The organism is candidate division WOR-3 bacterium, from assembly GCA_011052815.1.
Taxonomy (GTDB): Bacteria; Hydrothermota; Tepidihabitantia; order SM23-42; family SM23-42; genus DRIG01.
On the sequence record DRIG01000107.1, the window covers coordinates 1 to 22466 of the forward strand.

16 protein-coding genes are annotated in these 22466 nt (G+C 44.2%); 3 read left to right on the forward strand and 13 right to left on the reverse strand.

Going from position 1 to position 22466, the window contains the following annotated elements; all coding sequences use genetic code 11:
* The first annotated feature begins 136 nt into the window (after positions 1-136).
* Positions 137-1783: a tetratricopeptide repeat protein gene (locus ENI34_10325; GenBank protein ID HEC79513.1), complete on the forward strand. Its 1647-nt coding sequence runs from the start codon at positions 137-139 to the stop codon at positions 1781-1783.
* 37 nt (positions 1784-1820) lie between these two features.
* On the opposite strand, the gene ENI34_10330 is transcribed toward ENI34_10325, so the two are convergent.
* Entirely contained in the window at positions 1821-2777 is a 957-nt protein-coding gene (locus ENI34_10330) for a hypothetical protein (protein HEC79514.1), read from the reverse strand.
* Positions 2778-3213: 436 nt separating this feature from the next.
* Between ENI34_10330 and ENI34_10335 the strand changes: the two genes are divergently transcribed.
* Positions 3214-4287, forward strand: a complete 1074-nt coding sequence (locus ENI34_10335) for a mechanosensitive ion channel family protein (protein ID HEC79515.1) — start codon at positions 3214-3216, stop codon at positions 4285-4287.
* Positions 4288-4447: 160 nt separating this feature from the next.
* Positions 4448-5767 (forward strand): hypothetical protein, encoded by a 1320-nt coding sequence (locus tag ENI34_10340; protein HEC79516.1) that lies wholly within the window; start codon positions 4448-4450, stop codon positions 5765-5767.
* A gap of 53 nt (positions 5768-5820) precedes the next feature.
* On the opposite strand, the gene ENI34_10345 is transcribed toward ENI34_10340, so the two are convergent.
* The 12 genes from ENI34_10345 to miaB form a co-directional block, all read right to left on the reverse strand.
* A complete protein-coding gene (locus tag ENI34_10345) occupies positions 5821-10521 on the reverse strand; it encodes a hypothetical protein (GenBank protein ID HEC79517.1) in 4701 nt (1566 codons plus the stop codon).
* A 146-nt stretch (positions 10522-10667) separates the two neighbouring features.
* Complete coding sequence (locus tag ENI34_10350) at positions 10668-10922, reverse strand: 30S ribosomal protein S20 (GenBank protein ID HEC79518.1); 255 nt, start codon at positions 10920-10922, stop codon at positions 10668-10670.
* A gap of 46 nt (positions 10923-10968) precedes the next feature.
* Positions 10969-12528, reverse strand: coding sequence for a sigma-70 family RNA polymerase sigma factor (locus tag ENI34_10355; GenBank protein ID HEC79519.1), 1560 nt, complete (start codon positions 12526-12528; stop codon positions 10969-10971).
* Between the two features lie 55 nt (positions 12529-12583).
* Positions 12584-14299 (reverse strand): DNA primase, encoded by a 1716-nt coding sequence (locus ENI34_10360; protein HEC79520.1) that lies wholly within the window; start codon positions 14297-14299, stop codon positions 12584-12586.
* A gap of 20 nt (positions 14300-14319) precedes the next feature.
* Complete coding sequence (locus tag ENI34_10365; protein HEC79521.1) at positions 14320-16128, reverse strand: hypothetical protein; 1809 nt, start codon at positions 16126-16128, stop codon at positions 14320-14322.
* Between the two features lie 152 nt (positions 16129-16280).
* Positions 16281-16475 (reverse strand): 30S ribosomal protein S21, encoded by a 195-nt coding sequence (gene rpsU / locus ENI34_10370; protein HEC79522.1) that lies wholly within the window; start codon positions 16473-16475, stop codon positions 16281-16283.
* Positions 16476-16579: 104 nt separating this feature from the next.
* Entirely contained in the window at positions 16580-17236 is a 657-nt protein-coding gene (gene deoC / locus ENI34_10375; GenBank protein ID HEC79523.1) for a deoxyribose-phosphate aldolase, read from the reverse strand.
* A gap of 345 nt (positions 17237-17581) precedes the next feature.
* Positions 17582-18025 (reverse strand): PIN domain-containing protein, encoded by a 444-nt coding sequence (locus tag ENI34_10380; GenBank protein HEC79524.1) that lies wholly within the window; start codon positions 18023-18025, stop codon positions 17582-17584.
* A gap of 1 nt (position 18026) precedes the next feature.
* Complete coding sequence (locus ENI34_10385; protein ID HEC79525.1) at positions 18027-18248, reverse strand: hypothetical protein; 222 nt, start codon at positions 18246-18248, stop codon at positions 18027-18029.
* A 394-nt stretch (positions 18249-18642) separates the two neighbouring features.
* On the reverse strand, positions 18643-19359 hold the full coding sequence (locus ENI34_10390) for a hypothetical protein (protein ID HEC79526.1): 717 nt from the start codon (positions 19357-19359) through the stop codon (positions 18643-18645).
* A 12-nt stretch (positions 19360-19371) separates the two neighbouring features.
* The gene (locus ENI34_10395; protein HEC79527.1) at positions 19372-21147 is read right to left on the reverse strand and encodes a hypothetical protein; all 1776 of its coding nucleotides are present in this window, start codon (positions 21145-21147) and stop codon (positions 19372-19374) included.
* Between the two features lie 35 nt (positions 21148-21182).
* Complete coding sequence (gene miaB, locus ENI34_10400; GenBank protein ID HEC79528.1) at positions 21183-22466, reverse strand: tRNA (N6-isopentenyl adenosine(37)-C2)-methylthiotransferase MiaB; 1284 nt, start codon at positions 22464-22466, stop codon at positions 21183-21185.

Genomic DNA, 22466 nt, shown 5'->3' on the forward strand with positions numbered 1-22466 from the left:
AATAGAATGGTATCAAAAGAACGGTCTTTTGCGGTAAAATCTCCTCTTGACAGAGGACAAATTGTAATTATAATTAGATAATAATAATATTCAGATAAAATAGGTGTATTTTTTATTAAATTAAGAGGAGGCGGTTATGATAATAGTTGCATTTTTTCTGATTGGAGAGCTTTGTCATACCTCGGGGTTTATCGATATCCCGACGGTTCCTCAGTACAATATTTCAGGGATGTACGGCGGTGGTCTGACCTTTTCGTTCCCGTTTACGACCGATGATCCTGATCCTACTGATGACCAGGAACCCGACCCAATGGACTTCACCATGGTCTTCCGCTACGGCCTTGCCGGCAGAGCCGAAATCTCTCTGGCGATGTACACACCGGTCACCTATGCCCTAAGCTTCTCTTATCTGCTCTCACCTGAACAAGACAACAAACCTGCGTTCTTCTGCGGGGTGGATGATATCTCTTACAACACGCATCTATCGACGATCGGGATGCAGGGTGAGACCGGTTTTATAGAAGAGAAGAATTATCATTTAAAGTGTAATGGCCGTCCCTGGGAGTTGTTTTCGACCTATATTGCGATGCAGAAGTCGTTTGCGCCGGTCTTCAATGTAGTGGTTGGTCTGGGGCGTGGCCGGTTTGTCGGGTATGGACCGCGCAGTCATATCTTCAATACGGATCTATTTGTTCTGGGTGAGGAGTATATGACGCGCAGTCATTCCTGGTGGGCGTTCGGGATTTTCTTTGGTGGTTCGATCAAAGCCGGGCCAATGGAATTGATTGCCGAGATCGACGGTCGGGACGGCAATGCCGGGATCAGGTATCGTCATAAGTATTTCACCGGAACATTGGCGGTCACCAAGTGTGAGCATTTCTGGAGTCCGGAGCCTTTTTCGCCGCGTTTTACGCTCGGGGTTGAGGCGACTAATCGTGCATTGATGGAAGGTCCTCAGGTGGGTTCGATTGAGTGTGTGATTCGTGACTATACTTCAAAGCAGCCGCTTGTCGGTGCGGTCATCGACATCAAAGAAATAAACAAGCGGTATAAGACAAAGGGTTCCACTTTCAGCCTCAGTCTGCCCGTGGGCAACTACACGATTGCAATCTCTAAACCGAATTATGAAGACTACATGGCGAAAATCTCCGTGAAACCGAAAACAAAAAGTCGGCTTTTCTTCCATCTGAAGAAACGCAAAGAAACAGACCAGCAGACTGCTGCTTCAGAGCAGAAGAATGAATATATCAGTCAATATCTGAAACAGGCGGAAAAATATTATGAAAAAGATAACCTTGACGCCGCTCAGGTGGCGCTGGAAATGGTCTTTTCACTCGATCCGGCAAATAAAGAAGCCGAGCGATTCTCGGAAAAGATCAAAATCCGACGTGAAGAATTGATCAATCTCTATCGTGCCGAGGCAATATCAAAAACCCAGGCAAAAGACTATGTCGGCGCGATTGAACTCTGGAACAAAGTGCTGGAACTGGATATCCAGAACAGCGAGGCGAAAACAGAGATCGCAAATTTAAAGAAAAAGATCTCCCCTGTGAAAAAACCGGCAAAACCGAAAAAGCCGAAGAAACCGAAAGAACCGGCGGTCACAAAAGAACAGATCGAGGCGCTCTACCGTAAAGGTGTCAAATATTTCAATGCGGAAAAATATGACGATGCATTAAAGCTCTTTAAACAGGTTCTTGTTTTGAATCCCGACCATATCGGAGCGAAAGATTACAAAAAACGTACTGAAGCACGAATTAAAATTCTTCAGGGCGGCGGATAGATATCTTAATCAGGGTGATATCTATAACCATCAAACATTATACATAGGGCTTTCTTTCGGGCTTTAACTCCCTGCCTTCGAATTCAAGATATTTCTGATATAAAGGAAGGGTCAACTTGAGAAGATTTACGGCTTCTTTTGTCCGTTTGATATACGGATCCTGGATATAGTTGAGTATTATCACCACGAAGATGATATCCCTGAACTGTTCGATGTAGTCATACTCTTCGCTCTCTCCGCCGTTTATATATTTCTCTATCCTCCTCACCATATTTATGATTTTTCCGAACTGACCGAACTCCTCGTCTTTATGATATTTCAATTTTACATTCTTGATCTCTGAAGACGCCTCGATCAATGCAAGTTCAACCTTTCTACCGTAATCCTCCACAATCACTTTTGTATCGTCTTCCGGAGTTCTGTAGGTTCCGATATCACGCACATACACCCGTTCCCCGCGCTTCACCTTGCCGTAATAATCACCGAGCCGGCTGATGAATCTGACGGTGTTTTCTGAAAGTTTTTCATTAAGTTCGCTGTCCTGAAGCCATTTCAGGGCGACACCGATCTTGATCTTCTTGGCGGTCTTCTCAAAGTGGCTCTCCCCGGGTGTTTCATTTATCTTTACGAAGATCTTTCCAATGTTCTCTTTATTCAAAGGTATCGGCATATAATCAGGGAAATCAAGAATATTGTGGAGCTGTCTGAAGAGGGACTCCACCCTTTTTTTGCGCTGCTCCAGTCCCACCTGGGGATGATTCTTTTTAACGAAGAAATCAATCAGGGCACGGTTGATTGTGTGGGTCCCTTTTTCCAGTTCGCTCTTACTCACCGCGCTGCGGCACCAATCAGTAAAACGCTCGAGGTCTGTTTGACTCACAAACTCGAGGTCATAAGGAAGTTCGGTGAGCACTGTATCCGGCTGCAGAAGCCAGTGCAGCCTTACAAGAATCGCCTCTAAATTTTCCAAATGGTTTTGACTGGGCCAAGCCATGCATCTATTCTACAAATTTCAAGCCATTCGTCAAGATATTTTATCCAACCCTTCCCCCTCCGCCCTTTGCCCTTCGCCCATTCCCCGTTTCCCCCATTCTCCCTTTCTCCGTTTCCCCGTTTCTCCCGCTCTCCGTTTCCCCGTTTCTCTCTTCTGTCATTCTGAGCGAAGCGAAGAATCTCTCTTTTTTCCAGCGCAGCTCCCTTCCATGCACGAAGTGCATCCCTGCCAGCGCAGCTCCCTTCCAGCACCGCTCCCTCTGCCCTTAGCCCTATGCCCTCCGCCCCTTCACCGTTTCCCCGTTTCTCCCTTTCTCCCGCTCTCCGTTTCGCCCATTCCCCACTTGACTTCGCAGTCGGCTTGAATAGAATATGACGGAAATAAATAATAAACGTTTATGGTAAAGATATCATCATAATAAAAAAAGGAGTCGTCTATGTTCACAGAAAAATTGTCTTTTAATAATTTGTTGATTTCAATGATATTCATAGCCGTCGGAGTCATCATCGGTGTTATCCTGGAAAAAATAATTCTGGCGAAGTTAAGGAAGTTTGCGGAGCGAACAAGATGGGAAGGCGATGAAATAATAATCGGAGCGATCCGCGGGGTGGCGATTCTCTGGTGTGGAATCGGCGGGCTCTACGGCGCGCTCTTGAATCTTCCGTTTAAACCGAATCTCGCGAATATCCTGCAGAAATCACTCCTCGTGGTCTTAATTCTCTCCGCCACTGTGGTACTGGCTAAAATCGCCGGCGGTTTGATCAATCTCCACAGTAAAAAGACGACCGCCCTGCCGTCCGCGTCTCTGTTCGTTAATCTCACCAAGATAACGATCTTTGCAATCGGCGGCCTCATCATTCTGCAGTCGATCGGTGTCTCGATCACGCCCCTGATTACTGCCCTGGGAATAGGAGGTCTTGCAGTCGCCCTGGCACTTCAACCCACCCTGTCGAATCTCTTCGCCGGTATTCAGATAATCATCTCCAAACAGCTCGAAGTCGGTGACTATATTCAGCTTGAATCCGGTGAAAAGGGTTATGTCACTGACATCTCCTGGCGTAATACAAAGATAAGAGAACTGCCGAATAACATCATCGTCATTCCCAATGCCAAATTAGCCGACACGATCGTCACGAACTTTCACCAACCCCAGAAAGAGATGTCAGTAGTGATTCAGTGCGGTGTGAGTTATGACAGTGACCTTGAGAAGGTTGAAAAAGTGACGATCGAAGTCGCAAAGGAAGTTCTGCAAAACGTGCAGGGAGGACAGTCCGAATTCGAACCTTTTATCCGCTACCATACTTTCGGTGATTCAAGCATCGACTTTTCGGTAATCCTGCGGGTAAAGGAATTCGTCAACCAATATCTGGTAAAGCACGAATTTATAAAAGCTCTCCACAAAAGGTTCAAGGAAGAAAACATAAATATTCCCTTTCCGATCCGTACGGTCTATCTTGAACAAAGCGAAAAGACCGGCGGCCGTGGTATGGAAAAACCCGCAGGACCTTGACAGAAGAGGGATTTTTATTATAATAAAATATAACGTAACTTATTGACATCAAAAGCATCTGGTTGTGGAAACACACTTGCTGATAAGATAGTTTCTTTTTAATCGACCGAACCTTATAGAGTAGATGGTGTTGATGTTTGTTACGAGGAGGTGATTGAAAATGAAATGTCTGATAATTGCAAGTGGTAGAGGCAGCCGCCTCGCTACCAGATCTCCATCCAAGCCCCTGACCCCTGTTCTGGGTCTTCCCCTTATCGCCCGCGTCATCCTGAAGGCGCGAAAAGCGGGTATAAAAGAGTTCTACATCGTCACCGGCTACCGTGGAAAAGAACTTCAGGAATACCTGAAACTCTTCGCTGAAGAGAGAAGATTGAAGATCACCTGCCTGCACAATGAAAATTGGGAAAGGGAAAACGGCCTCTCAGTGCTGAAGGCGAAGGACGTTATTAAAGAAAAATTTATTCTTCTTATGAGCGACCATATTATAGACGAGAATATCATAAAAAAATTAAAGAATCAAAAAATAAGCGACGGTGAGGTCATTTTGGCCGTGGATTCAAATATCAAAAACAACAGATTCGTTAATATTGATGATGCAACAAAAGTGATTGTAAAAGACCAGAGGGTCGTTGATATCGGCAAAGAACTTGAATCATATAATGCCTATGACACCGGTGTTTTTCTCTGTACGCCGGCGATCTTCAAGGCATTAAAACAGAGTTCTGAAAGAGGTAATACCAGCCTCTCCGGTGGGATGAAGATACTGGCGCGGAAATCGTGTGTTAAAGCGTTCGACGTCAATGGAAATTACTGGATCGATGTCGATGATGAAGCACAACTGATGCGGGCGGAACATCATCTCACCCGTATCCTGATAAACAAAGAATGCGACGGTCCTGTTGCGAAATACATAAATAGACCGTTTTCCCTGCGAATCACGAAGTTCTTGATGAAGACGAAAATTCAACCCAACACCATAACCGTTTTCTGTTTTCTGATTTCCATTATCGCCGCGTTATTTCTCTCATTGAAAGGGTACCTTCCCCTGGCCATCGGAGCGGTGCTGGCTCAACTGGCTTCAATCCTCGACGGCTGTGACGGTGAAATAGCCCGGCTTAAAGACCTTGAAACCAGATTCGGCGGATGGTTCGACGCCGTGCTCGACCGATATGCAGATGCCCTGCTTCTGCTGGGACTCACCTATCACATCTTCCAGGAGATGAACAACCCCGGAGTGATTTTCTTGGGAGCGGCAGCACTCATCGGTTCGTTAATCAACAGCTATACCGCGGAGAAATACGACGGTTTCTTCAGTAAGAAAAGAAATCAATATTTCAGAATTGGAAGGGATCTGAGGATCTTTATAATCTTTCTCGGTGGATTATTCAACCAGCCCCTTGCAGCACTTGTCCTCATCGCATTTTTGATGAATATAGAGAATATACGACGGATTGTCGTACTCAGTCGGGCGTGGTCCTGATAAATATGAAAGCCCCTGCTTTGCAGGGGCTTTCATTCTTTATTTCTGTTTTTTTAAAGCGTGACTTTCATCTCAATCGGAACCTCAACTCCTTCATCTGACGTGTTGTAGTATTCATAGACACGTGAAGAACGGATCTTCGCCTTTATCGGATATTTAGCCTTGATACTGTAAGTCAGACGAACCGGCTTTTTGGAAGATACTTCATCAAGATAGATAATGAGCTGTCGTGGTGTAATGGTGTATTTCTGAATCTTCTTGCCGACCAGCTCATCCAGAGTCGGTGTCTGGACTTCAAAGCCCGGGGGTATTCCCAGATCAACCATAACCATCTGAGCGGTACCGGGTTTAGTCAGTCTTATGGAAACATCGACTCCCACGATATCATTCACAGCCAGTTCTGTTCGGTCGTATTTGACGTCGATAACAAAAGGCGGTTCTGTCGGTCGGGGCAGTTTTTCCCAGGGAATATAGTATCCGCGGGTAAGTTCATACAGGAAGCTGCCTTCACCGCGGATATCGATTTCAACGGTATTGTTCTTTTTAAGATAATCGGATAGTTCGACCTGATGCATCAAATCGGCGTTACTGTCATCGATCTTCAGTTCTTTGATCTTTTCACCGTTCATCTTGACGACGATGCGGGCGTCGATATCTTCGGCAGTACTGCCCAAAGCGGCAACGAGGGAACGCAGGGCGATGACTGTTCCCTGTGTAGTATACCACAATCCGGATGCATCTTTTTCCCTGATCAGATAGGTCAACACCTTTGTAACCAGATCGCTGTATTTTCCGGACTTGATCAGTGCGTATGCCGCCAGGCCGGTCGCCTCGATATCCGCACCCTTTCCGCGCGAAAAGGTTATCGATGGAATATCCGAGTTCCAGTAAACAGCATCATCCTTTTCTTTCGCCATACCGACGAGATGTTTGAGAACTTCCATGGTAACCGTCCCCTTCGGTTCAACGGCGACAAAGGCATTGGCGATGAGTGCCAGGATATACGGGTCTCTTGCTGTTTTCCAGTTCTTCTTCAGGAAGGCAAGACCTTTCGCCGCTGCGCCGCCCTGTTCTCCGATTTCACCCAGTGCCCAGCAGATATATGCGGTCGGAAGGATTTCGTTCTTCTGTATCCTTGTCCAGGATTCGGCGTGGAGGTACTGTTTGTCAGGTGACCAGGAACCGTCTTTGTTCTGTTGACTCTTGAGCCACTGAGCCGTACGTTTGATCACACGTTCGTCGACCTCGTAAACCTTTGCCATGTCATTAAACTCCATCAAACCGTAAGCAGTGAGGACCTTATTGGCAGGAGCGTCACCGAACCAGGAAAAACCTCCACCCTGGACTTCAAAAGACAATAACCGCTGGTAACCGATACTGATGTATTCTTCTGCAGAAAGTTCTGCTTCCGGTTTGATCTGTTCAGTCTCCCTTAAATAATCCAGAATAAGAATATTGGGATAGGTGACCGAGGAGGTCTGTTCAAAACAGCCGAAGGGCATTCTGAAAAGTCCGTCGAGCCCCTCGACGATCTGAGAATAGATACCCGGAAAGATCTTCAGGATTAAGGTGTTCGCTTCGTCGATTGCATCCGAAGGATAGGTTATTTTCTTCACGACATTCCCTTCGAGTCTGTCGGAAATTATGTCTTCGAATTTTCTGCCGTCCGGAAGCACGGCGATATTTCTTTTAATTGCATCCGACTTTATCTCACCGTATGCCTTGACGAGAAGTGAATAGTAGCCGAGCTTTTTGACTTTAATGGGGAAATAGACGACGGAAACTTCGTCTTTTTTCAATCTCTTCGTTACTTCTTTCTCTCCAAGGATATCAAACCAATCTTCTTGTTGAAGGACCAGCTTTATTTCCTGAGCGCGCGGCAGATAATTGTAAACCGCGATCGGTATAGAAATTTCGTCTCCTTTGGTCAACGCCACCGGCAGATCAATATCAACAAAGAAATCCTGAAAGACCCGTATCTGAGAAAGTGCTGAACCGAGTTCACCGTCAGCCGAGGACGCGAATGATGTCACCCGCCATGTGGTGATGGCATCCGGCATAGTCACACAGAGGCGCGCTTTTCCTTGTTTATCGGTTATCAAAGCCGGTTCAAAGATGAATGTTTCAGGAAAGAATTCGCGTACCCGTGGTTCTTTTCTCGCTCCTTTTGTCTGCGATTTCACCTTTCCACGCGGAAAGGCAGCAGGTTGTTCAGTTGCCACTCTGCCGGCTGCCATAGGTGCCATCACGCGATCCAACATCTTTTCTTCTTCGGGCAGGAAACGCTGGAACGACCACTCATTGATATCGTCTTCATTGTCAAAGACACCGTCCGGTCCGGCGGAGACGATTTCGAACCAGGAAAAGTACTCACCGCCTGTGGTAATGCGGTACTTATGCGCCCAGGGATCCAGAATATCTTCTTCAGAGAGGAACCCTTCTTCTATCAGAACATTCACGCCGTCGGCGCTCTTCGGATACTTATTATGTTTTGCGTAGTATTCATTGATCGCCCTGTAGATCCGATCGCGCGTATTCAGCAGATGATCATAGAAGACCCTTCTTATCTTATCAATCACTTCTTGAGGCGTGGTGTAATTGACCGGAAAAGGTTCTCTGGGAACGAGTGTGGAGAAGAGCACGTTTTCGGCGCGCGCTTTGATACCCGGTCTTTCAACGATCTTAACCGGCTCAAACCCGTGAATTTCATAACGGGGTTCAAGAATCTCTTTTTCCAGCCTGAAGTAAACCTTTTCCAGTCCAGGCTGCAACTCGGATACGGCGAAGACCGCTTCATCGACGACCGCGACACATAGAGCCGCGACCCGGGGGCGGCCGTCTTTGTCCGTAACCGTGAACAATATCTCACCGTCTTCACCCGGTAAATACTCTTTCTTATCCCCTTTTACAGAGATCAAAAGGTCATCGGCGGAATGTACATAACAGAACCTCGTATCACGAATGATGTTTCCTCCGGTGGTGACGATGTAGGCGTGGAGCCAGATAGAACCGCTCAGTTCAGGAGTCAGGTGCAGACGATACCTGCCCTCGCCGTTCTTCACCGCAATGGACTTTGTCAGGAATGTTTGATTGTCCTTGATGATATCAAGAAACACTCTTCCGTTCTGTTTCGTCGTTAAAAACTGAAGTTCCACATAATCCCCGACTTCATAAATACCGCGTGCCATCCTCATAATAATCTGGTCGTTTTCAACATCAAGTGCGAAATCTTTTTCCAGTTCCGCGGTCTCCCCTTTTTCATCCTGTGCCTTCACCAGGATACGGGTGTCCGCCCCGACAGGGGTGTACTTGAATTCCGCGATTCCGAACTCATCGGTGACGGCTGTACTCGTTCTGTCATCGACGGTCATTTCAATACGGGCACTGCAGGGTGAGCCGTCTGGATAGTTCGCCAGTACATAAATTCTGTTCTCAAGATTGGGTCTCAAAGAACCGCCTTCCGGAACGATTGAAAGGGAGATCAAATTCTTCACGACCTTTTTCTTGGCTGAAATCTTTTCACTGTGATTCGCCTTATCTATCACCTCAACATCGACGCGGACAAAGGCATCGCCTTTTTCCAGAGGCTCTCCGACAAAATAATCGGGCAGAGTATAGACAAAATGGTATCTGCCGTTCTCGTCTGTCTTACCTTCTATCACCGCTTCTTTCTGAAACCCGATGTCATAGCGGTAGGTGGTGATCCTGACCTTTCCGTTTACAACCGGTTTACCGAAGAAATACTGGACATCGATGTCACCCTCCATTCTTTCCGCCGGAAGGTAAAATTCTTTATCGGTTTTAAAAACGATCTTGAACTTGGGAAGGACATATTTCTCCACCTTGACCGTCTTCTCGGTCTTTTCTCCGTTGAGAACCGCCCTTATGGTGTAATCTCCGAAATTGACCTCGTCGGCAAGCGTAAATTTCACATACGCCGTTCCGAATTCATCGGTCGTAATGCTTTTTTTGAAAACCTTGTTGCCTTTACTGTCTTCCACCTCAAAAGTCAGATCGCCACCCTCTACCGCCTTAAGGTCTGGTTTTTGCAGTGACAGGGTTCTGATATGGATTGTTTGACCCGGTTGATATATGGGTTTGTCGGTGACCAGATAGGTCAGATCACCGTTGAGCAATTTTATGCTTGTATCATACTGGTCCTTCCCGAGTTTTGATGTGATTTCAAAATGTAAATCGGCTTTGTCGAGTGAATCAGGAAGTGTGAAATCCGTGGTGCAGACACCATTGCGGTCAGTTGTTCCTTTAAAAAGATAATCTCCGTTCTCGGCATCGCTTAAGGTGATCTTCACCTCGGCGCCGGGAATCGCCTCACCTGTACTTTGATTACGCACGATTATCCTGTAAGTAACATCTGTTCCCTTGATAAACTCATTCTGTCCCACAATCTTCACGGTCATTCTGTCCTTGAGTTGATAGAATGAATAAATACGCTTTTGCTCTTTGAAAGTCACTTTAACCCGTAAAAGGTCATAATCTTCGACCTCCTCTTTCAGGGTAATCCGCACCGGTAATTTGTAGTGTTCTTTACTGATGTAGGCATAACGATAACCGGTTCCGAGTACATTATCTTCAAGGTCGAGTATCTCGACTTCACATTTACCGATCCTGCCCTTCATGCCGATAATGGGAATATTGAGATGCAATTCGTCACCGGTTTTCTCTGATGAGTTCACTCCGAACAAAAACCCCAGTGACATTATTATAACGATACAACCAAGGATTTTCGATTTCATAATTGCCTCCTTCAATCTGTTATACAAAATCGCAATAAAAAAATTCCCCTGTGGATGATCTTCTCCGCAATTTCAGGGGATCGAAATCAAAACATAACCATATTATAAGAATATAGTGGTTTGTGTCAACAGGAAATTTTGAAAAATTATTTCTTCGTCGCGATATGTTTCAAAAGGCGTGATTTATAACGCGCCGCTTTATTCTTCTTGATGATGCCATCCTGGATTGATTTGTCGATCAAAGACTGTACCTCGGGATAGACCTTCAGCGCCTGTTTCTTCGACGTCATCTTTTTGAGCCGTTTGATTGCGCTCTTCAAAACTTTTTTCTTCACCACATTAATCTTGCGGCGACGTTCAGATTTTCTGATATTCTTCAAAACAGTTCGTGATTTTTTCATAGGCAATTATATTTAAATTATCTCTTCTGTCAATACCGTCAAAGAACTAATCGATCAGATCCTTGTACATCTGCAACTTACGCAGTCTGGTCGGATGTCGGAGCTTTTTCAGCGCCTTTGCTTCAATCTGTCTGACGCGTTCTCGTGTGATATTGAACATTCTGCCGACCTCTTCAAGGGTCTTCGGCAGCCCGTCGTTCAATCCGAACCTCAGTCTGATAATCTTCTCTTCCCGCCTCGGCAGGTCTTTCAGAATATCGTTGAACCGGTCTTTCAACACGGAGATGGCGGCACGTCGGGACGGAGAATCAGCAAGCGGGTCTTTGATGAAGTCACCCACAAAACTCGACTCTTCATCGTCGATCGGTTTATCAAGAGAAATCGGAATCAGAGAAATATTATGAGCCATCCTTACTTTGTCGGTCGGAATATCAAGTCTGCCTGCGATCTCTTCGACTGTGGGCTCACGTCCCAGATCCTGTATCATATCCCGTTTGGCGCGCGCCACTTTGTTCATTGTATCGAGGATATGGGCGGGTACTCGGACAGTCCTCGCCTGATCACCGATCGCCCTTGTTATCGCCTGCCTGATCCACCAGGTTGCATAAGTGGAAAACTTATATCCTTTTCGATAATCAAATTTTTCAACCGCCTTGATGAGTCCGTTATTCCCTTCACCGACGAGGTCGGCGAACTCCAGCCCTCGATTGACGTACTTCTTTGCGATGGAAATAACAAGCCTCATATTGCCTTCAATCATCCTCTGGCGTGCACGATTGATCAAATTTTCCCATGTCCTGACGATCATCAATGTCTCGTTGATTCCGTCTGTATCGGTGTTCAACTCCTTCAACAGACTCTTTCTCTCTTTTGTATATGCCTTTATTTCATCTTTGTTCCGCAACTTGGGCAGTGTTTTCTCAACCTTTTTCAATCTTTCAATCTTCTCTTTAAAGGTATATATCGCGACGTTAACGACGCTGTGTTGTAAAGAAAGAATCGAAAGTTTCCTGAGGATTCTTTCTTCTTTCTCGAATATCCGCCATTCGATTGCCTTCGACTTGTCCTTTTTATATTTTTTGTAAAGCGCCAGCAGAGAATCATAATCCTTTTCTATGGATTTAACACGACGGACAAAACGCTGACGCTCAGCCCAGAACGTCCTCTTATCCATCATCGCTTCGATCTCGACACGCGAAATCTGATCGAGACTCTTATGGCACAACTCAACCTGTCTGCAGATTTCAAGTAATTTACGGACCGCACAGGGATAAGGCAGAAATTGGCGTTCAATCATCCGATACCCCGTCTCAATCTTCACGGCGAGCTCGTACTCTTCCTCTTTTGTAAGCAGGTCGTATTTAGCCAGTTCTCTGAAATAAGCACGGATCGGCTCCTCGGGTTTCAGTGATTTTTTGGAACGCAGGCGTTTGGCAGGCTCCTTCTTTTCATCCTGGACAATGGAAATACCCTGACGCGACAGCACCGCCAGGATCTCGTCGATCTCTTCGGGTGTCGCCTTTTCGGGTATCAACTTATTGATGTCATTAAGCGAAATCTTCCCCGCCGATTTTGCTTTTTCAAATATTTTCCGCGAATATTTCAATTTTACACTCCTTTTTTAAGAAAAACTCCGACGTTTTCCGCCTGAATACAGGCACTTAAAATTTTTCATTCGGCGCGACTCCGTCTAACTTAATATGAAGCATTTTCCGCTTGAGCGCATTGAGTTTCTTCTGGTACCTGGACCATTCCACTTCGTCTCCTTCTGCCTGAGCCTTACTGATCCGCGCCTTGATCTTCTTCTCCTCAATGCTGCATTTATAGCGGAAGACCGCTTCTCTGAATGCCTCTTTTGAAACCGGGAGTTCCTTGATAATCAAGGAAAGCAACTTCTCCCGTAAGACCTCATCAACTAAATTCGTCTCCGAGAGATCAGAGACGTCGAACTTTTGATCTCTAAGCATCGCCTTATAAAGTCTTTTCAAACCGGGGGTGTTGAAATCATCCGGTTTCAATACTTCCTTCACAAAATAAAAATCATCACGGCTGTTGAGTATCATCGCCATCAATCGTTCTTCGGTATTGGTATTCAGTTTCTGCACTCTTTTCTCAGTTGTCTGCTTTTTTCTGTTCATCTCTTTGAGAATAGTATCACTCGGAATGTCGAACACACGTGATGCATATTTCAAATATCTATCGAATCTGATCGGATCACGAATCCTGCTGATTATCTGAATCAAATCTTTCACCACACCAACCTCTTCTTCAACGGTTTTGGGCTTAATCACCTTCCTGTAAAAATGGAAGAAGTCCTGAGCAGAACCGAGCATCTCTTTTAATCCGTCGGCGCCTTCTTTATTTATATAAGTATCCGGATCCGTATCCTGCGGCAGTTCGGTGACGAAAACATCGACCTGCGCATTGATAAGCAGACCGATCGCTCTGAGTGCGGCTTTTATGCCGGACAGGTCTCCGTCAAAGAGAATATTAACCTTCCTGGCGAACCGTGAGATTAAAAAACACTGGCTCTCGGTCAGAGATGTTCCTAAAGGTGCGCAGAGATTCTTTATTCCTTTCTGAAAAAGACTCAGAATATCAAAATAGCCCTCAACGATAACCGCCTCACCTTTCATTCTCATCGCTTCTTTCGCCTGATACAGACCGTAAAGAATCTCACCTTTTTTGAAGATCGGGGTTTCAGGAGAGTTCAAGTATTTGGGTTTTAGATATTCATCAATCCCGCGTCCGCCAAAACCGATAATCCGTCCGGAAAGGTTGAATATCGGAAAAATAATTCTGTCTCTGAATACCTCCCGATTAGCTCCTCTGCCCGATTCTGAGCGGGAAACAAGCCCCGCCTTTATCAACCCCTCTACTGAAATTCCTTTCTGGCGCATAAAGGTGACGAGTCCACCGGAAACAGGTGCATAACCGAGTCTGAATTCCTTCAAGGAATCAATATTAATATTACGACTTTCCAGATAATGTCTTCCTCTTTTACCTATTTCCTTACTCAAACATAAAGTGTAGAACTGAGACGCATAATCATTGACCTCGTACAGCTCCTTGTATTTCAAACCTTTTGTCGTATCGATCTCGATGCCGAGATTTTTCGCCAATTTTTTAACCGCTGATGGAAAATCCAATTTTTCATACTCCATTAAAAAGTTGATGGCGCTCCCACCTTTCTTACAGCCGAAGCAATAAAAAATTCCCTTTTCCGGAACCACATAGAAAGAGGGCTCTTTCTCGGAATGGAACGGACACAAACCCCGGTAATTCTTACCGACCTTTTTCAACTGGACATACTGAGAGATCAAACCCACGATATCGGTCTGCCTTTTTATCTCTTCGATCTTCTCTTTCTCAATCATAGATTAAAATCCATCACGGTTCATCCGTCACCGGGTAATGATTCCAGTTCTTTCGGTTCCACCCAATAATAGATATTTTCAAGGCTCACCTTGAACTTACCAGCGTGTTCTTCCACGACCTGACCGGTTTTTTTCAAACTCCTGATACGTACGATCTCCCCTATGGAAGGAAAGTACGGAACCCGGGATTCATCGTCTTCATGAAGCGCTTCATCAAAGAACTTTCTCATTTCGTGCACTTTTTCAGGTTTCGGGCCTTCTTTTTTGAGCTCTTTTATGAGCCGTTCAATACTCCTCTTTGATTGAATGAGCTCCCTTTTGTATTTAGCCTTCAACTCGTCGAGTTCGCGTTTCTTCTTCAAATTGAGCTCTTCCAGTTTCGACTCATATTCTTTGATCAATCGGTTCAACTTCGCCCTTTCCTGTTGAACCTCTTTCAACTCCTTTGACAGATCACTAAACAGGTTGTTCATCGAAACCTTTTCTTTATCAAGCCGTTTCAGTGCATTCTCGAGCACACCATGGTTGATCCCCAGTTCTCCTGCCAGCCTTATGGCATTGCTCGGCTGCGGTATACCCAGAATCAACCGATAGGTCGGTCTGTCAGTGAACTCCATGCCGGCGTTGACCATATCGGTCCTGGTACTCACGAAAATCTTGAGATTCTCATTATGGGTCGTTGCAAGTACTGTGGCGCCGCGCTGTGAGAGCCGTTCAAGAATCGCGATTGCAAGCGCCGACCCTTCTTCGACTGAAGTCTGACTCATCAATTCATCCAGCAGCACAAGGGAATTGGACGGAGCCGATAATGCCTCTTTTATCTGCTTGATATGTGCCGCAAAGGTGGAAAGATGAGATTCAATACTCTGCTCATCACCGATGTCCGCGTACATCCGGTCAAAAAAGGGAATCGTGCTTCCTTCTTCCACGGGGATGAACATACCGCACTTCGCCATCAAGGCGATCAATCCCACGGTCTTTAAAACTACAGTCTTACCGCCGGCATTCGGGCCGGAAATCAAAAGAATCTTCTTATCAGAACCGATCTTCAGATTAAGGGGAACCACCTCTGTTTCGACCGTCTTCAAAATTGGATGAAAACCGTTCACAATATTGATCTGCTCATCAAATACCGGCATGGCGGCATCCAGATCCCGGGCATATTTTGCCTTGGCAAATAAAAGGTCGAGGTCAATAACCGCCTCAATATCAGCTTCAATATCCTCAATCCGAAGCCGGATCTGGTCGGTCAAAGACTTCAACACCCTCTCTATTTCTTCCTGTTCCTGAGCCGACAGTTCAAACAACCGTGCAGAATACTCGGTTATCTCCATCGGTTCGATAAACACGGTTTCACCGGAATTGGAATAAGAATGAATAATCCCCTTGAAATCGTTCTTGAAGTTCCGTTTTACCGGCAGCACAAATCTCTGATTTCGTTTTATGATTGTCGTATCCGTAAATAGAGAAGAACGCCTCGCAAGAATCCGATTGAGCGTTTCTTCAATCGTCTGTTTGATGCGTCTCTTTTCTTTTCGTATCTTCAGCAACCTTTCAGAGGCGTCGTCGCGCACCTGGTCGTATCCATCGAATATTCTGTTGATTTCATCAGTAAGTTCAGAATATTCTCCAAGTTTAATAAAGTATTCCCTCAATGAACTTTTATTGAATTTCTTTTTTAAAACCCCGATTGAATTAAACCAATATTTTAACTTAATTATATCTTCTACCGGTAAATAAGCCGAAACAGCCAATTTTTCCCGTAGAACACCAGGGTCAGCAGGTATACTGAAGTCTGCAGACTCACCAAATTTAATTATCTTCTCCACTCTTTTAAGTTCATATTCAGCGTCCTGTTTCCTTGTGAATGGCCGATATGTCAATACCCTCTGTTTTGTAGCCTCAATCTGACAGAACCCTGAGAGGATATTAAGTACCTTGGTGAGTTCTAAAACATTTTCGGCATGGGTCCGGATATCTGTTATATCTCCTCCCTCTGCCGCTTCAGTTCTTTTTTACGAGCCATTATAAGACGCCTTTTTCTCTTTTCACTCGGTTTTTCATAAACTTCGTGTTTTTTGACGTCTCTTAAAATCCCTGCACGCTCGACTGACTTGCGAAAACGTCTGATAGCGTTATCAAAAGATTCGCCCTCGTAGACCGTGATCTTCGTCATCTATTTTTGCACCTCCTTTCGACAATTACATTATAGCGAAAAATCGGGCTTTGTCAAGGGGTAATTTTAAAAAAGTCTTAAAATTATGGCATTTTTCTCAATTTTCAGTGGATTTTAAGGGACTGTTCCATGATCTTTACGCCTGCCGAGGTTCCGATGCGGTCTGCACCTGCTTTGAGCAGCGCTTTTACAGTCTCAAGATCACGAATACCACCCGAGGCTTTGATATGCAGCTTATCACCGACTGTCTGTTTTAAAAGCCGCACATCTTCTATTGTGGCTCCTTGTTTTGAAAAACCGGTTGAAGTCTTTACAAATTTCGCCCCACTTTCCATAATAATCCGGGCAGCGGCTTTTTTCTCAGCATCATCCAGTAAACAGGTCTCAATAATGACCTTTACTATCCTGCCCTGGGCAGCATTAACCACTGCCTTGATCTCTTTTCCGACATACTTATAATCCCTGCTCTTAAACCTGCCGATATTCATTACCACATCAATCTCATCACAGCCCTTATCTATAAGATCCAGGGCAGCATAGACCTTTACCTTTGTGCTCGATGCACCCAAGGGAAATCCCACAACACTGCATACCTTTATCTCTTCAGGAAGGGCGCTGTGCAGCAGTTCCACCCAGCAGGGATTCACCACCGCCGCATAGAATCGGTATTTTTTGACTGAATCGATAAACACCAGTATATCATCCTTAGCGGCGTCTGGTTTTAAAATCGTCTGATCTATGTATTTATTGATCTTTTTCATACAGGAATCATAATGGAATTTCAGGGGTTTGTCAATAATAGAGGTAAATACACGATTTAAGCATAAACAGGCTTTGTCATTCTGAGTCCGCCGCAGGCGGACGAAGAATCTTAATGACTTAATGACTCAATAACTCAATGACCAATGACTAAATGTCCCTTCCAGCGCAGCTCCCTTCCAGCACCGCTCCCTTTCTCCGTTTCCCCGTTTCTCCCTTTCTCCGTTTCCAACGCTCACAACGATCCAAACGCTCTAAACGCTCCCTTGTCATTCTGAGCGAAGCGAAGAATCTCAATGGAATTCATCCTGTCGACATACGTATGGAATTCTCTCAACAACTGAAAATTAACTTAAATAATCCTTTAACAACAGAATTCTTATCTCCTCTATTTGAGTAAGATTTTTATCATTAGTCAAAAAAGCATCTACATTCACACTCAATGCCGCAGAGATCTGCAAAGCGTCAAGTGTTCGAAGACTAAAATATTTACCTTTTAACCTACCAGCTCGCTCCGCGATAATTGGATCAATTTCAACAAGACACAGTCCGTTTGTTAAAAAATTAATGAATTCCACCACCAAATATTCCCTACCAAGTTGAACCGGCTTCACTAAAACTTCGGTCAAGGTCAACACCGATGAAAAAACTGTTAATCGTCCCTGTGATAAAATCTCCATAATTTGCTTAACTAAAGGACCAAATTCAGGATGAGCTTCAATATAATAAATAATCGGAGCCGTATCAATAAAAATAGATTTGATTTTATTGATTTCCTCAACTAAAAGCATTCTATTTGAAACGGTCTTCCCTTAATCGAATTACATAATCTTGAACATCTTTATTATGCCATAATCCTTTACCTAAACCATAAACTCGATTTACATCAAATTTATTATGTTTTACTGTCTGTTTTTCCAGTAAACGATGGATAAATTCATCAACTAACTTCAACAACTCTTCGGGTGTTAATTTTTCAGCTTCCCGCTTGATTCTTTCTAAAATTGTGGCCATATTTCCTCCATTATCTATAAATAAATGTAATCAAAATTCACATAAAGTCAAGACTACCAATGTATGTGTAGCTACAATATATACCATTATTTACGATAGTTCGGAAGGTAATTTGATTTCTGATTCTTTTATCTCATTATAAGTAAAATCGCCATATTCCATATAAAGCCACAAATTTATTTTTCCCTTTCTTCTTCAACGCGAATTCTTTCAATTGTGATTCAATGACTTTCAATTCCATTTCCAGAGTTAATATCTTCTTTGATAATGAAGCTTCAATCATATCTTTTCTCCTTAATTTTATTATAAACGAGAAACAACTGAAGTCAAGAGATAAATGCAAACGGGGACATACCTCGGTTGCACTATGACTCAATGACCAATAAAGTTTCCGCTATTTATCGTCTTTTTTTATTTCTTCCTCTCCCGGATCACCCTCAATCGGTATATACCACCTCTCTTTGTTCTCTTTCCACCACCTCACACACTCCTCAGGTGTGGCGTCCTCTTTGACCTCTCCGTCAGTAAGTTCGGACACCGCAGGAATTAATGCAGTATCACCTTCAGATATCTTTTCAATCAGATAGGGCAATACAATAATACCCATATCAATTATCCATTGATATTTTTCTTTTGCTTTTTCGGTTTCCCCTTCTTTCCTTAAACTCTGCCACTCGGTATATAACTTTTTAAATCGCTGGGGGGTCTGCTTTCGGCCCTCACGCCACCAGTAAATATATAACTTAGCTTCATCTCTTGAATCACGGCAACCAAAAGATTTATATTCTTCTTTTTCAAAAAACTTTTTGGTAATCATCTGTAGAGAAAGAGTTATAAAAAAATCGCCCGCTTCCATTTTCTCAATTATATGAGGAATTACAGCTGGTCCTAAGTCCGCAATTCTCCGATATTTCCACCATTCCTCAGGTCCAATTGTTGAACGTAGAATCCGAATTGAAAGCGGCTCTTTTATAGGTCTATTGTATTCTTCCTCAAATTTCGCTCTAACCTCTGCTGAATCGACACCTGCAGTAGAAGAATACGGCCATAAAATTAACAAAAACCCAAAAACCACAAATAATAAATTATCAATTGAAGAATATTCTTGCATTGCTCACTCCTTTCATCTATAGAACCTAGTTGGAATCCCATAAACGGGTCCGTTCAATTGATTCCATATGTGCTCAATCTTCTCACCTTGTCCACATTTACTTTCATACATTATCCACTTTCCTGCACCGCAATCGCATTTATAGCGCCTTGCTCCATGAAAACCGATTGATTTACCAATAAGTTTACTATCGGGCGGTTCACTTAGGTAATTCCAACCCCTCGCTGGTGGTGGTTCATTTAAATAATTCCAATCTCCTACATACGAATAGTACATTGCCTTGGCAATTTTTGCTTTTTCTTCATCTGAACCTGAGGTGACTAACTTCCATCCCTTTTTCTTAAAATAAAAACTATCCATATCAACGTCTTCAAATATACCATTGTGGTTACCGTAATTCATATCAATGTAGTTTGGGTTATACCAAACATTGCTTTCACCTACAGACCATGCTATGCAATTGTATTCTGGCCTTGAATATTTCTTGTTTCCGACAACCCGCAGGTCTTGAGTAACACTCCATTCACAACCTTTCAAATTAGGAAATATGTTAGGATTTTGATAGTTATCCTTTTGGACATAAGTAGGATTCAATTCCCAATGCCACTCTTGTGTTATTGGGTTATAAATCCGAAAGTATACTGCTTCAGGTTCGGTCCTCGGTTGTCTACCACAATCCGCAGCAATAAATGTATATTTCACTAAATCACCTGTCCAACGAGTACCTGAGGCATCGTAATACCAGATAAAAAGATGGCCTTCTGCATTGTACCCCAGACCTTCAACCCAAAGATTCTCCTTCAAATTCTCAAACTCCTGCCGTTCTGATGGAATCGCAAGATTCCAGGACTTTACATCATTGTCATACAATACTTTCTTATCAGCACCTTTATTCGAACTGCTCCAGACACGAATACTCGCATTGTCTCGTTTTAACTCCACCCTACCAGTATGTAATAACGGCTTCATCTCAATCTTTACCAACTCCAAATCATCCTCCCCACTCACCGGACCATCCTCAAGATAATCACCACCAGGATGACGACCCTCCGAACCCGCTATTGAATTATCGCTGTTATTATCATTATCCAAATTAAAATGCACATAAACGCCAGGATTAACCTCCTCGCTATCAGGAACTTCATTGTTTTCATAATCATAGGCAATTAAGTTGAATTCTGTAGGATACAAGGGTGTCTTCTCAGAACATCCCCATAATAGACGAACCCCAGTTTCTCGATAGTAAACTGTCAATTTGCAATTATAAGGACCCTCGTCAAAAGCAACCACCTCCCCTCCATTATCCTTCCCATCCCACCACAACAGCTGATACTTTTGCTCCTGGGTGGTCAATTCTCGCGGCCCATAGACTAAAACTGAATCCTTATCACGAATCTCCACCTCCATCTTTATCGGACTGGGAGCAACCTCAGGATCGGCATATTCTGGAGGCAGTATCTGATAAACCACACGGGCACTGTCTGGTTTAAGCGGATTAAAGTACTTCTTCACCAGATGCTCTCGAATATAGAAATCAAACACACACAAACTCACTGAATCATACACTGGTGCTCTGCCGCCCCAGCCCTCTGCCTTGAACGTATGCATACCTGGTGCATAATCCCTGGAATCTACAGCATACTCCTCAATCCATTGCTCCTGACCACCTCCATAGGTCATTGTGTATCGCACTCCGCGCAATTTGTCCTCCATTGTCCTGGGACCGATAAAATCCGGTAAATACTCCCCTTCTTTTATCATAAACCTGTCTGCATAAATGATACCCAATGAATCCTCAGTTGTCAAGTAGAACCAGACTTTGTCTACGCTGTCTTTCCGATCGGGGTTCTCCCCCTCACTTCACAAATCAAAACTTTTCTGATCTCGCCGGGTTCAATCGTCTCCTCGACAACGACATCCCGATTACCCCTTGTCTTACCCCGTGTCCCTCCATATTCGCTCTTTGCTTCAAAGAGAACCTCATAGGTATGACCGACCATTGCTTTTATTTTATCGAGCATAATTTTGTTCTGGAACTCTATCAACTTCTTCAACCTGCTTTTTATTATATCTTCCGGCAACGGCGTCAATCTACACGCCCGGGTTCCGGGTCTCGGCGAGTAACGATACATATATGCATCATCGAATTTCAGTTCGTCCAGAAGCGCCAGTGTTTCCATAAATTCTTCTTCTGTCTCAGTAGGAAAACCGACTATTACATCCGTGGTGATCGTCGCTTCAGGAATACAATGTCTGATCTTTGTAACGAGCTCGACAAATTCTTCTTTTGTATACCCTCGATTCATCAGTTCCAAAATCCGGTTACATCCTGATTGCAGGGGTAGATGAAACCACTCGCAGATGTTTTCATACTTTTTTACAGTATCAATCATTTCATCATTGAAATCCTTTGGATGCGAAGTCAGAAACCGCAACCTGGTCAACCCGGGAATCTGCGCCGCTTTTTGAAGCAGAACCGCAAAAGTGGCACCGTCAAAATAATACGCATTGACGTTCTGTCCGAGAAGGGTTATATCCTTCACCCCTTTTGCAATCAGATGTTTTATCTCTGAAATTATATCATCAGGAGGTCTTGACCTCACCCTGCCCCTGACATAGGGAACGATACAGTATGAGCAGTAGTTGTTACAGCCGCGCATAATCGAAACAAAGTCACAAACAGCCGGGCTGCGGGGATAAATCCCGCAATAGGTCTCGTCAGAATCAGAGGTCTCTATAATTCTGGTACAGCTCTCAATGACATCTTCTATGTAATCCGGCAGATTCCGATAAGAATCCGGTCCGATCACCAGATCGACAAAAGGCAGTTGGGCGGTGATCCTGCCGGCTAAACGCTTCGCCATACAGCCGACCACACCAAGCACCCTTTTCTTCTCGTTACGCCATCGCTTCAGTGTGGAGATATACCCCAATGCCCTGTTCTCGGCGTGTTCCCGAACCGAGCAGGTATTGACGAGCAGTATGTCAGCCAGTGGAATTTCCTCGGTCCGCGTATATCCTCTGTCCTCCAGTATCTTCGTGATGATCGAACTGTCGTTCTTGTTCATCTGACATCCAAAGGTTCTGATATAAAACTTCTTCGCCAT

Coding starts and splice junctions, on each gene's coding strand:
- rpsU (HEC79522.1), bottom strand. CDS start 16,475: ATGACGAAGATCACGGTCTACGAGGGCGAATCTTTTGATAACGCTATC.
- ENI34_10340 (HEC79516.1), top strand. CDS start 4,448: ATGAAATGTCTGATAATTGCAAGTGGTAGAGGCAGCCGCCTCGCTACC.
- ENI34_10330 (HEC79514.1), bottom strand. CDS start 2,777: ATGGCTTGGCCCAGTCAAAACCATTTGGAAAATTTAGAGGCGATTCTT.
- ENI34_10335 (HEC79515.1), top strand. CDS start 3,214: ATGTTCACAGAAAAATTGTCTTTTAATAATTTGTTGATTTCAATGATA.
- ENI34_10360 (HEC79520.1), bottom strand. CDS start 14,299: ATGATTGAGAAAGAGAAGATCGAAGAGATAAAAAGGCAGACCGATATC.
- ENI34_10325 (HEC79513.1), top strand. CDS start 137: ATGATAATAGTTGCATTTTTTCTGATTGGAGAGCTTTGTCATACCTCG.
- ENI34_10345 (HEC79517.1), bottom strand. CDS start 10,521: ATGAAATCGAAAATCCTTGGTTGTATCGTTATAATAATGTCACTGGGG.
- deoC (HEC79523.1), bottom strand. CDS start 17,236: ATGAAAAAGATCAATAAATACATAGATCAGACGATTTTAAAACCAGAC.
- miaB (HEC79528.1), bottom strand. CDS start 22,466: ATGGCGAAGAAGTTTTATATCAGAACCTTTGGATGTCAGATGAACAAG.
- ENI34_10385 (HEC79525.1), bottom strand. CDS start 18,248: ATGGCCACAATTTTAGAAAGAATCAAGCGGGAAGCTGAAAAATTAACA.
- ENI34_10350 (HEC79518.1), bottom strand. CDS start 10,922: ATGAAAAAATCACGAACTGTTTTGAAGAATATCAGAAAATCTGAACGT.
- ENI34_10390 (HEC79526.1), bottom strand. CDS start 19,359: ATGCAAGAATATTCTTCAATTGATAATTTATTATTTGTGGTTTTTGGG.
- ENI34_10380 (HEC79524.1), bottom strand. CDS start 18,025: ATGCTTTTAGTTGAGGAAATCAATAAAATCAAATCTATTTTTATTGAT.